Genomic DNA, 12,296 nt, shown 5'->3' with positions numbered 1-12,296 from the left:
AAGTATTCACTCCTCTTTGTTGTGTATTTTTGGTGGTACTTAAATATTCGACATTTTGGGGTGAATTTCCTTTTTGAATAATAAAAAAGTTAGTAAAATCAATGATTATAAAATATGAAATTTACTCAATTAAATAAAAGTAGTGAATTAGTAAATATTATAGAAAAGGGAAAAAACGTAGCTTTAGTAAGTGATGCAGGTACTCCTGGTATTTCTGATCCAGGAGAAATATTAATAAAAAAATGCATAGAAAATAATATAGAAATTGAAGTATTACCAGGAGCTACAGCAATAACTACTGCTTTAGTACATTCTGGATTAGATACTACTAAGTTCATTTTTATAGGATTTTTACCTAGAGATAGTAAAAATAAAAATAGCATAATAGAAAGTTTAAAAGATAGAATGGAAACTTTAATATTTTATGAATCACCGCACAGATTATTAGCTACATTAGAATTTTTAAAAGATACTTTAGGAAATAGAAAAATAGCTATATGTAGAGAATTAACTAAATTACATGAAGAAATAAAGAGGGAATATTTAGAAGAATCTATTAACTTTTATAAAGTTAATTCTCCAAAAGGAGAATATGTTTTGGTATTAGAAGGAAAAAGTTATAAAGACATATTAGAAGAAAAAAAAAGAGAATGGGAGAATTTAGATATAGCTGAGCATATAAAAAAGTATATATATGAAAAAAAATTAAGTAAAAAAGAAGCAATAAAAAAGGTAGCAAAAGATAGAAATTTGCCAAAATCAAAAGTATATAAACACTCAATCCATATAGAATGATTATATATAGCATATTAAATCTTAATAAAAAGTTAATTTATTATTGAGATTTATGTATAATTAATGATATAATGTTAATGATACTTTTTTACAACATAATAATGTATATAACTAGTATAAAAAATATCAGGGGGTAAAAGGATGAAAGGAAAGGCTTTATCTGTTATTTTAGCGTTAGCGCTAACTATGACAGTAAACGGAACGGTACTAGCAGCACCAAGTGAAAGCGGAATGTCTTTAAATAATATACAATCTCAAAGAAAAGAATTAGAAGTTAAAGTAGAAAAATTAGACAATCAAATAGAAACAATGATATCAAATATTGGAGATAATAAAAAAGAAATATCAAAAACTGAAAAAGAAATAAAAGATACTTCTCAAAATTTAAAAAAGGCTCAAGATAATATAGAAAGTCAACAAGATTTATTTAATAAAAGAGTTAGAGCCATGTACATAAATGGAGTTAATGGATACTTAGAAGTATTATTAGATTCAAATGGATTAAGTGATTTTGTATCTAGAGTGGATACAGTTAAAAAAGTAGTAGGATTTGATAAAAAAGTAATATCAGATCTTAATGAAAAAAAACAAGCTATAGAAAATAAAAGAAAATCTCTAGATAGTAAAAAATCTAAATTGATATCATTAAAAGAAAATAATGAAAAAAAATTGCAAGAATTAAATACATCAAAAGATAAACAAAATCAAGCAGTAGAAAATTTAAAAAGACAAGAAAGAATGTATGCAGCTCAATTATATAATTCACCAGAATCAGTAAATTCTAGAAATGTTGTAAAGTCATCTATGGCAAACATACAGCAAGTAAGAAATTCAGCACCATCTTATGTTCCTTCCAGGGGGTCTACGTCTACTTCTTCCAGTTCTATAGTGGCATATGCTACTAACTTTTTAGGAAGACCTTATCAATGGGGAGGAAATGGTCCAGATGCTTTTGATTGTTCAGGATTTACTAAGTACGTTTATGCACATTTTGGAATAGGATTACCTAGAATAGCTTCAGATCAGCAAGGTGTAGGTACTTCTGTATCTAGGGGAGATCTTCAACCCGGAGATTTAGTGTTTTTTGGATCACCAGCTCATCATGTTGGTATATATGTAGGAAATGGATGTTATATACATGCACCTAGAACTGGAGATGTAATAAAAGTATCACCTTTAAATAGATCAGATTATAGTGGAGCTAGAAGAGTTAGGTAAATTTGTATAAAAAAAGTGGGAATATATTCCCACTTTTTTTATACAAAATTAAACCCACATGATTTTATCATGTGGGAATTAAATGAATTATCTTCCTTCTTTTAATTCATTCAAACATTTTTTACATATGTTTTTACCTTTATAATTTATAACATCTCTTGCATCTCCGCAAAATATACAAGCTGGTTCATATTTCTTTAATATAATTTGCTCTCCATCTACATAGATTTCTAATGCATCTTTTTCAGCTATATCTAATGTTCTTCTTAATTCAATAGGTATAACTATTCTTCCTAGCTCGTCCACTCTTCTTACAACACCTGTTGATTTCATAAAAATTCCTCCTTAATAAAACATTTTTAGACACATACTATTTAGATAATAATAATTTTGACATCAAAAGTCAATATGTAATTTTAAAATTTTTTACAAAATTTCAAATTCATTATAAAAACTTACCTATAATTAATATACTACCATTTTATACAAATGTCAATATACTTTTTGTAGAATAATACAATTTTTTACTATATTAATAAATTAGCTACTATCAATACTTTAATGATATTTATTAAAGAATAGTAAAAATAATAGATATATATAATAATAATATACTTAATTATATTAAAAAAATAAAATAGTAATTAATTGGATTTGATTTTTTGACTTGTCGAAAATATAAATAATTATATCAAATATAATAATTTAATTTTTTAAAAATAAGGAAACATAATAAATAATATAATGTGCTATATAAAATACAGTTGTTTTAATTACATATTTTGTGTAGAATTATATAGTAACATATTAATGTAAAAAAAAAGTAATTTTTTAATAAAAGCGGGGTTGTATATGAAACAAATAGTAGAAGATTTAATAAGCTTATTAATTATATGTAGGGGAGAAGCTTATATAGTAGGAGGATACATAAGAGATAAACTATTAAATTTTAAAGAATTACCTAAGGATATTGATATAGTATATAAAGGCGATTTAAATGTGTATATAGATAAATTAAAAAGCAAAGGATATAATTTTTTTCAATTAAATAAAGAGTTAGGTATATATAGAATTATAGTTAAAGATAAAATAGTAGATATAACTAAAATGAAAGGTAATTGCATAGAAGAAGATTTAGCTAAAAGAGATTTTACTATAAATTCAATAGCTTTTAAATTAATGGATAATAAAATAATAGATCCTTTTGAAGGAAGAAAGGATATAAAGACAAAAACACTTAGACAAGTAAATGAAAATGTCATAGGAGAAGATCCTGTAAGAATATTAAGAGGTATAAGATTTTATATAAAGTATGGATTACATTTTACTAAAAGCACAGAGGAAACTATATTTTTTCAAGTACAGAATATAAGTAAATGTGCTAAAGAAAGAGTATTTAGTGAATTTATGAATATAATTCAATGTGATAATTCTGGTATAGCTTTTGATTTATTAGATAAATATAATGTATTAAAAAATTTACTACCGTATATTGATGATTTAAAGTGTATAGGAAAATGTAAATATCACATTGTAGATGCATTTACTCATATGAATATATCTTATAAGTATTTTAAAAAAATATTTAAAGACAGACAAAAATTCATGGGTTTTAATATTGAGTTTTTAAATAAAAATTTAGGAGGTTTTTGTTTAAAAGATTATACTGCTTTTGCAACATTTGCACATGATATAGGAAAATTTAAATGTTATAAAAATAATAATGGTAAAGTAAGTTTTTATGGTCATAATATTTCAGGAGCAAAAATAGCAAATAATTTTTGTAATTATTTTAAGTTTCCTAAAAAAGCAGTAAAATTAATTACTACTGTTATAGAGGCACATATGTATCCTTTAGGCATTTTTAAAAATTTCAATAGTAATTATAAAAAACATTTTTATAATTTTTTTTACAAGTATGATAGATACGTTCCATATATTTTAATAGTATCTTTTTGTGATGTTTATGCCACAAGAAGTCTTTTGGATCCTGAAAATGAATTAGAAAAGTATAAAAAATTTATAAAAAACTTATTTAAAGAATATTATATATATAGAAGTATATTAGATAAGAGAATATTAAAAGGTGATGAAATAAAAAATGTAATTGAAATTGAATCCAACAAAATAGGAAAAGTAATAGATTATATAAATAAAATAGCATACATAAATGGCATAAAAGATAAGGATAATATAATAAGTTATATTAGGTCTAACAAGAAATATTTTTAATTAATATGGAGGTGAAATACTCTACAATTTATTTGCAGAGTGAAGTTTTATGAAAATATTTATAGATACAGCTAATATTGAAGAAATTAAGGAAATAGCTCAATGGGGAATACTAGATGGAGTTACAACTAATCCATCCTTAATTGCTAAAGAAGGAAAGGATTTAAGACAGACTATAAATGGGATATGTGCTTTAGTTAATGGACCTGTAAATGCAGAAGTTATTAGTTTAAAATGCAATGATATGATTAATGAAGCAAGAGAGCTTTCAAAGATTCATGAAAATGTAGTTATAAAAATACCTATGTGTGAAGAAGGACTAAAGGCTACAAGCATACTTTCAAAGGAAGGTATTAAGACTAATATAACTCTAATATTTTCACTACAACAAGCTATTTTAGCATCAAAGGCAGGAGCTAACTATGTAAGTCCATTTTTAGGAAGAATAGATGACATTGGAGGAAGTGGTATTGAACTTATAAAAGATATATATGAAGTATTTACAAAATATTCTATTAGCACTGAAATTATAGCTGCTAGTATAAGAAATACTACTCATATAGCTGAATGTGCTAAAATAGGAGTAGATATTGCAACTATACCATATAAAGTTTTAATGCAAATGTTAAAGCATCCTTTAACTGATATAGGTATAAAAAAATTTTTAGATGATTATAATAAATCTATACAAAATAATACTATACCAAGCAATGCTCAAAACAATATTCAAAATAATACTATACCAAGCAATGCTCAAAACAATATTCAAAATAATACTATACCAAGCAATGCTCAAAACAATATTCAAAATAATGCTATACCAAGTAATGCTCAAAATAATATGCAAAATAATACTGTACCAAGCAATACTCAAAATAATATGCAAGGCAATAATACACTAAGCAATGTTCAAAATAACATACCTAATAATAACATTTCCAATAATACAAATTTAAATTCTAATTTATAGAGTATTGAACAAGTTATCAACAATTATATTGTGGATAATGTTGATAACTTGTTTTAATTTTTTAAATATTATGTATTTTAAAAATTAAATATATTCAAATACAATTATTAAATTGTAAAAATATTATATATAATTTATAATGTAATAAGTGAAAATTTATTTTTTATAGAATTGAATTACTTTAAATATACATATACGGAGGTCTATTAAATTGGGAAAAGAAAAATTTTATTTACGATATATTGATAAAATGGCAAAAGAAATATCTAAAAATACTATAATTCCATATGAAGATTTACCACAATATGATTTATTTTTATCTCAAGTTATTGATTATTTAAGAGATAAGTTTAAAGAAGAAAAGTATACAAATAATATAGTACAAAATTATATAAAAAATGAGGTTATATCCAAACCAGAAGAAGGGAAAAAGAGAGGATATACAAAGTTACATTTAGTTCAATTGGTTTTAGTAAGCTATATGCGTCCTATACTTACTACAGACGAAATAACAAAGGTGTTTAATTTAGCATTTAATCACATAAATGATAGAAGTGATGATATTATATCATGGGAAAAAGCCTATAAAGTATTTTCAGATATAGAAAAAAGAAGTCTTGAAAATTTTTTAGATAATAATCATTTTACGGAAGAAAAATTTAGCGAAATAATACAGGATATAAATTTAAAAGAAGAAGATAAAGAAAGAATAATGGTATTTTTAATTGTTATGACACTTATTGCTGAGGCAAGTATAATAAAGAAATTAGTTCAAAAAATAGTAGATGAGTATCAAGATTAAAAAATTTTATAATAATAAGTAAAACAAGCTGTTGCAAGTATAATTTGTTAACGGCTTTTTTTAATATTAGAATAAATATTTATAAAATGAAGAAAGATAGTTTTAAAGTATTAAATTTAATTAATATAGGAAGGAAAATATTTAATGGATAATATGCTTGGTATAAATGTTTATTCAGAAATAGGGAACTTAAAAAAGGTTGTTTTGCATAAGCCAGGAAAAGAATTAGAGAATTTAACACCTAATAATTTAGAGAGACTTTTATTTGATGATATACCTTTTTTAGAAATAGCTCAAAGAGAACACTATAATTTTGCTAAAGTTTTAAAAGAAAATGGAGTGGAAATTTTATATATAGAAAATTTAGCTGCCTCTGCAATTAAAAGTAATGAAGTAAAAAATGAATTTTTAGAAGATATTATAAAAAAGTCTCATATAAAAAGTAAAAATGTAGCATACTTAATAAAAGAATATTTATTAAGTATGCCTGATAAAGCTATTATAGATAAACTAATAGCAGGTATTAGAAAAAAGGATTTAAATATTAAAGAAGAGTTAGAGGAATATCCTTTTATTATGGAGCCTATGCCGAACTTATATTTTCAGAGAGATCCTTTTGCTTCAATTGGAAAAGGTATAAGTTTAAATTCAATGAGGCATGAAAGCAGAAAAAGAGAAAGTATTTTTGCAAAATATATATTTAAATATCATACTAATTTTAAAAATTTAAATATACCTAAATGGTATGATGAATTTGAAAAATATAATATAGAAGGAGGGGATGAGTTAGTTTTATCTGAAGAATTATTAGCTATAGGAAATACAGAAAGAACAGATAAAGAAGCTATATTAAAAATAGCTAATAATATATTTGGGAAAGACAATTTTAAAACAATATTATGTTTTGAGATACCCAAAATTAGAGCATTTATGCATTTAGATACAGTACTTACTATGTTAGATTATGATAAATTTATAATTCATAATGAAATAGAAAAAAGTTTAAAAATTACCTCAATATCTTATGATAAAGAAAATAAAAAATTAAATATAATAGAAGAAAGTAACAATATAGAAAAAGTTCTTTCTAAATATTTAAATAGACCTGTAACAATAATAAAATGTGGTGGAGGAGATAAAATAATATCTTCTAGAGAGCAATGGAATGATGGAGCCAATACTTTAGCTTTGTCACCAGGAAAAGTTATAACCTATGAAAGAAATTATACTACAAATGATATATTAGATAAACACAATATAGAAGTTATACCTATAGCTTCTTCAGAGTTATCTAGAGGAAGAGGTGGACCTAGATGTATGTCTATGCCTCTATTTAGAGAAAATTTAGAGTACTAAAGTAGGGAGAGATAATATGTTCAATTTAAAAAATAGAAGCTTTTTAACGTTAATGGATTTTTCATCAAAAGACATAAAATTTTTATTAGATTTAGCAGAATATTTAAAGAAATCTAAATATGCTGGTACAGAAGTACAAAAATTAAAAGGAAAAAATATAGCATTAATTTTTGAAAAGGACTCTACAAGAACTAGATGTGCTTTTGAGGTGGCAGCTTATGATCAAGGAGCCAATGTAACTTACATAGGTCCTACAGGAAGTCAAATAGGGAAAAAAGAATCAACTAAAGATACTGCTAGGGTTTTAGGCAGAATGTATGATGGTATAGAATATAGAGGATTTAGTCAGAAAATAGTAGAAACTTTAGATAAGTACTCAGGAGTACCTGTTTGGAATGGACTAACAGATGAAGATCATCCTACACAAATATTAGCAGATTTTTTAACAGCAAGAGAATTTATAAATATTCCTTTAGAAAAATTAAAATTTGCTTATGTAGGTGATGGAAGAAATAATATGGCTAATGCTCTTATGATAGGAGCAGCAAAGTTAGGTATGGATTTTAGAATAATTTCTCCTGAAGAATTATTTCCTAAAAAAGATTTAGTAGATAAGTACAAAGATATTTCCATGAGTAACAATGGAAATATAACTATAACAGATAATATAAATGCAGGCGTAAAACATGCAGATATAATATACACAGATGTTTGGGTTTCTATGGGCGAGAAAGAAGATGTTTGGGAAAAAAGGATAAAATTATTAAAACCTTATCAAGTAAATATGGATATGTTAAAAAACACAGAAAATGAAAATGTGAAATTTATGCATTGTTTACCATCTTTTCATGATTTAAATACTGAAGTTTCAAAAAAAATATATGAAAAGTATAAAATTAGTTCTATGGAAGTTACTGATGAAGTATTTGAAAGTAAATATTCTTTAGTATTTGAAGAAGCAGAGAATAGACTTCATACAATAAAGGCTATATTAGTATCTACAATGGCTTAAAAAATCTCTTGATAAAATATCAAGAGATTTTTTTTAGCATACATATACTTTGAGCAGCTATACCTTCTTCTTTTCCTGTAAATCCTAATCCTTCTTCTGTAGTAGCTTTTATATTTATTTGATCTTCTTTTATATTTAATATGGTACATATGTTTTTTTTCATATCATTTATAAAGGGTGATAGTTTTGGTTTTTGAGCTATTATTACACTATCAATATTATTTATAGAATATCCTTTAGAGTATATAATATTTTTAACTTTACTTAAAAGTAATAAACTTGATATATTTTTATATTGCTCATCATTGTCTGGAAATAATTTTCCTATATCTCCCAAAGAAGCTGCACCTAATAGTGAATCCATAATGGAATGAATCAAAACATCTGCATCAGAATGACCAAGTAATCCTTTTTTATAGTTTATTTCTACACCACCTAATATTAGGTTTCTGTTTTCTACTAATTTATGAACATCATATCCTATTCCAACTCTCATTTGTAAACACCTCAAATATATATTAACTATAAATTATAGATTATACAATAGATTTATTTTATTAAGATATATTTTTATTATATTTTATTAAATTATTAAGTTTTGATTTGTTTTTTGAAAGGTGAAATATACTCTTTATTTTTTCAATAAATCTAATATAAAATTTTTCGTTTTTTTTCTTATGTTTTTTAAAATTTACATATATAATTTTATCTTTTTTCATAAATGAGACCACCTTTCGTATATAATAAATAACTTATTTATTATATAATATCACGAAATATAAAAAATGTTAAGAAAATTCTAAAAATTTTTCATACACAAATATATTTTTATAAAATATAATAAAGTAAATATATTAATATTTTTAGTAATTAAACGAGGAGTGATAATATGGAAAAACATAAATGTATAATTTGTGGCAAAAAGTTTAATAAATATATATATAATTTAGAAAGTAAATTAGTAAAAAAATATAAAATAATAGGAAGCAATTTAGAAAATTATAATTGTCCCTATTGTAAATGTGATGATAAAATAAGGCATTTAGTCTTGTTTTTTAATAAATTAAATATATGGAAAGATTTTGATGAAGGGATAAAATTACTATGTATAAATCCTAATGAGCATTTAAAAAGTATATTAAAATCTAAAAATATAGATTATACAAGTGCAAATTTCTATAAAGATATAAAGTCAGAAAATATAGGTTTTAAAAAAAACTATTTTGATTTTATAATTTGTAACAATGTATTTGAATATATAAAAAATGAAGATGAAATAATAAAGCATTTATACAATATATTAAAAAGAGGAGGTAAAGCAATAATACAAACATCGTATTCCAAGAAATTAAAAAAAGAGTATGAATATAAAAATCAACAAATTTTTTTTAGAATTTACGGAAGAGACTTTTTTAAAAAATTAAGAAAAGCAGGATTTAATTTAAATATTTTTAAAAGTAAAGATATGTTTCATAAAAAAGAAGCATATTATTATGGATTCAATAATGATGAAAATTTAATAATGGTTTTAAAATAATACTGGGTATTTATACCCAGTATTATTTTTATTTAAGTAAAATATATATTAAATTTTCACTCCTTTCTAAATTTTTTTGAGGAGAAGAAAGACTATACAAATGGGCTTTAAAGGTAATATTATTATATGAACTAATAATAAAAATGTTAATAATTTTAGTAATATTCGAAATATAACAACTTATTCACAAGTTATCAACAATTCTGTGGATAATGTTGATAATATAAAGCGGAAATTCTAATTGTACTCTATAAAAAATAAATTGTATATTAAAATAACGTATAAAATAATCAAATATAACATAAATCAACAATATTCACACAAGTTATCAACAAGGTAATTGTGGATAATGTTGATAACTAATATAAAATCACAATTTTTTTTGGTATTTAAATGTTTTTAACATATAATTAAGAAGATATAAACACTATTTTATACACTAGATGTGAATAAAATACTTAAAAATTATAGTATAATTAATAATAAATAAAAGTTATAGAAGGGAGAATTTTATGTCGTTAACAAAAAAAATAATATTAATTTTTTTATTAATATTTATATCTTCAACATTAGCATTTATGTTAATCAACAATAAAAAGAGTGAAAAATATAATAAAAACATTAATGTAGTTAATAATAAAAGTAAAGTAAAAGAACATAAAAATAAATATTTAGAAAAAAGAAACTTTAGCTGTAGTGAAGTAATATATAATGATAAAAGTATACCTGTTATTATGTATCATTCTATAGATAATAAAGAAGATAGTGAATTAAGGGTCTCTACAAATAAGTTTTTAGAGCAAATGACATACCTAAAAGAAAATAATTATACCACATTAACTTTAGATGAATTATATGAGTTTTTTATAAATAATAAGCCTGTTCCAAAAAAGTCATTAGTAATAACTTTTGATGATGGGTATAGAGATAATTACGAAAATGCATATCCCATATTAAAAAAATTTGATTTTCATGCAATTATATTTGTAGTTACCAGTACAATAGATAATGATGTAAATTGTTTAACTTCTAATCAAATAAAAGAAATGAAATTTAATGGTATAGATATACAAAGTCATACTTTGAAGCATGATAATTTGTATGAATTAACTTATAATGAGCAATTAGAAACTTTAAAAAAATCTAAAAATGATTTAGAAAAAATGTTAAATAATAAGGTAAAATACTTGGCATATCCTTATGGTATGTGGAATGATAATACAATAAAAGCTTTAAAAGAATGTGATTATATTATGGCTTTTACTACTAATTCAGGATGGGCAAATAAAGATAATGGATTATATAAATTAAATAGAGTTTATATAAATGGAAATGCAGATTTAAATGAGTTTAAAAGAAGAATAAATAATGCTAATTATTAATGAATTAAAAAGAGAGAAAATTTAAAATGTTTTCTCTCTTTTTAATTCATAGTTTTTTTAGTTTTTTTGAAATGATTTTCATCTATAAAAGGTGCAGAAAATGTAAATGTCTTTTCATAACCACAGTTTTCACATACACAGGTACATACATCATAAGGAAATCCATTTATAATATCTATTTCTAAACAGTCTGCTATATAATTACCTCCACAAATTTCACAGGGAGTATCATTAATAACTGAATATTCGCTTTCTATATATTTCATTATATCTCTAATATTCATTTGAGACCTCCTAATAAAAAATAACAACAATAATAATGTTAACACTATAATATCTTATTTTCAATAATAAATATATAGAAAAATGGAATAAATATTATAATAATTTATAAAATTTATTAAGGGGAGATATTATGATAAATATTATATGGTTTTTTATTTTATTTTTCGGATTAGCAATAGGATTTGTAACTGGCAAAGGAGATCAAATTTCCAAAGTTATAGTGAGTTCAGCAGATTCTACAGTAAAATTAACTATAGCTATGTTAGGAATTATGAGTTTTTGGTGTGGAATTATGAAAATAGCACAAAAAAGCGGACTTACCAAAAAGTTATCAAAATTATTAAATCCTATTTTAAGTTTTATATTTAATAATGTATCAAAAAGCGAAAAAGCTATGGGAGCTATAATTATGAATTTAACTGCAAATATGATGGGGATATCTAATGCAGCAACACCTTTTGGTATACAAGCCATGAAAGAGCTACAGAAGTTAAACATAAAAAAGGACACTGCTACGGATGATATGGCATTATTTTTAGTGTTAAATGCTTGTTGTATTCAAATAATACCAACTACAATTATATCCATAAGAGCTGCAATGAACTCTAAAAATGCAGCAGTATTTATTATTCCTACTATAATAACTACTGGCTTTTCTGCTATTGTTGGGGTAATATGTTGTAAAATATTACAAAGATATTTTTAAG

General features: G+C 23.4%; 13 protein-coding genes and 1 pseudogene. 10 read left to right on the top strand and 4 right to left on the bottom strand.

What is annotated here, in order from left to right; translation table 11 throughout:
• Window positions 1-114: 114 nt before the first annotated feature.
• A complete protein-coding gene (gene rsmI, locus CLOACE_RS08360; RefSeq protein ID WP_070110648.1) occupies window positions 115-795 on the top strand; it encodes a 16S rRNA (cytidine(1402)-2'-O)-methyltransferase in 681 nt (226 codons plus the stop codon).
• Between the two features lie 141 nt (window positions 796-936).
• Window positions 937-2,013: a C40 family peptidase gene (locus tag CLOACE_RS08355; protein ID WP_070110647.1), complete on the top strand. Its 1,077-nt coding sequence runs from the start codon at window positions 937-939 to the stop codon at window positions 2,011-2,013.
• A gap of 87 nt (window positions 2,014-2,100) precedes the next feature.
• Here CLOACE_RS08355 and CLOACE_RS08350 read toward each other — a convergent pair whose 3' ends face one another.
• Window positions 2,101-2,346 carry an AbrB/MazE/SpoVT family DNA-binding domain-containing protein gene (locus CLOACE_RS08350; RefSeq protein WP_070110646.1) on the bottom strand — a complete coding sequence of 82 codons (246 nt, stop codon included), beginning with the start codon at window positions 2,344-2,346 and terminating at the stop codon, window positions 2,101-2,103.
• 519 nt (window positions 2,347-2,865) lie between these two features.
• Between CLOACE_RS08350 and CLOACE_RS08345 the strand changes: the two genes are divergently transcribed.
• The 5 genes and pseudogenes from CLOACE_RS08345 (at window position 2,866) to argF (ending at window position 8,385) form a co-directional block, all read left to right on the top strand.
• Window positions 2,866-4,245: a tRNA nucleotidyltransferase/poly(A) polymerase-related protein gene (locus tag CLOACE_RS08345; RefSeq protein WP_070110645.1), complete on the top strand. Its 1,380-nt coding sequence runs from the start codon at window positions 2,866-2,868 to the stop codon at window positions 4,243-4,245.
• A gap of 49 nt (window positions 4,246-4,294) precedes the next feature.
• Window positions 4,295-4,930 (top strand): annotated as a pseudogene (fsa, locus tag CLOACE_RS08340) (fructose-6-phosphate aldolase); the annotation flags it as partial.
• A 535-nt stretch (window positions 4,931-5,465) separates the two neighbouring features.
• Entirely contained in the window at window positions 5,466-6,017 is a 552-nt protein-coding gene (locus CLOACE_RS08335) for a DUF1836 domain-containing protein (RefSeq protein WP_070110651.1), read from the top strand.
• A 144-nt stretch (window positions 6,018-6,161) separates the two neighbouring features.
• Complete coding sequence (arcA, locus tag CLOACE_RS08330) at window positions 6,162-7,373, top strand: arginine deiminase (RefSeq protein WP_070110644.1); 1,212 nt, start codon at window positions 6,162-6,164, stop codon at window positions 7,371-7,373.
• A gap of 16 nt (window positions 7,374-7,389) precedes the next feature.
• A complete protein-coding gene (argF, locus tag CLOACE_RS08325) occupies window positions 7,390-8,385 on the top strand; it encodes an ornithine carbamoyltransferase (protein WP_070110643.1) in 996 nt (331 codons plus the stop codon).
• A gap of 19 nt (window positions 8,386-8,404) precedes the next feature.
• Here argF and ispF read toward each other — a convergent pair whose 3' ends face one another.
• Window positions 8,405-8,881 carry a 2-C-methyl-D-erythritol 2,4-cyclodiphosphate synthase gene (gene ispF, locus CLOACE_RS08320; RefSeq protein WP_070110642.1) on the bottom strand — a complete coding sequence of 159 codons (477 nt, stop codon included), beginning with the start codon at window positions 8,879-8,881 and terminating at the stop codon, window positions 8,405-8,407.
• 61 nt (window positions 8,882-8,942) lie between these two features.
• Window positions 8,943-9,104 carry a hypothetical protein gene (locus CLOACE_RS11800; RefSeq protein ID WP_175429452.1) on the bottom strand — a complete coding sequence of 54 codons (162 nt, stop codon included), beginning with the start codon at window positions 9,102-9,104 and terminating at the stop codon, window positions 8,943-8,945.
• Window positions 9,105-9,274: 170 nt separating this feature from the next.
• Here CLOACE_RS11800 and CLOACE_RS08315 point away from each other — a divergent pair, with 170 nt between their 5' ends.
• Together CLOACE_RS08315 and CLOACE_RS08310 are read left to right on the top strand one after the other, a co-directional pair.
• A complete protein-coding gene (locus tag CLOACE_RS08315) occupies window positions 9,275-9,922 on the top strand; it encodes a class I SAM-dependent methyltransferase (protein WP_070110641.1) in 648 nt (215 codons plus the stop codon).
• Window positions 9,923-10,434: 512 nt separating this feature from the next.
• Window positions 10,435-11,304 carry a polysaccharide deacetylase family protein gene (locus CLOACE_RS08310; protein WP_070110640.1) on the top strand — a complete coding sequence of 290 codons (870 nt, stop codon included), beginning with the start codon at window positions 10,435-10,437 and terminating at the stop codon, window positions 11,302-11,304.
• 41 nt (window positions 11,305-11,345) lie between these two features.
• Here CLOACE_RS08310 and CLOACE_RS08305 read toward each other — a convergent pair whose 3' ends face one another.
• Window positions 11,346-11,588, bottom strand: a complete 243-nt coding sequence (locus CLOACE_RS08305; protein ID WP_070110639.1) for a metal-binding protein — start codon at window positions 11,586-11,588, stop codon at window positions 11,346-11,348.
• A 131-nt stretch (window positions 11,589-11,719) separates the two neighbouring features.
• Between CLOACE_RS08305 and CLOACE_RS08300 the strand changes: the two genes are divergently transcribed.
• On the top strand, window positions 11,720-12,295 hold the full coding sequence (locus CLOACE_RS08300; protein WP_070110638.1) for a nucleoside recognition domain-containing protein: 576 nt from the start codon (window positions 11,720-11,722) through the stop codon (window positions 12,293-12,295).
• The last annotated feature ends 1 nt before the right edge of the window (window position 12,296 follow it).

Origin of the sequence: Clostridium acetireducens DSM 10703, from assembly GCF_001758365.1 — a bacterium.
GTDB lineage: Bacteria > Bacillota > Clostridia > Clostridiales > Clostridiaceae > Clostridium_C > Clostridium_C acetireducens.
The sequence above is the reverse complement of the archived record's forward strand: the minus strand, read 5'-3'. Positions and strand labels throughout refer to the sequence as shown.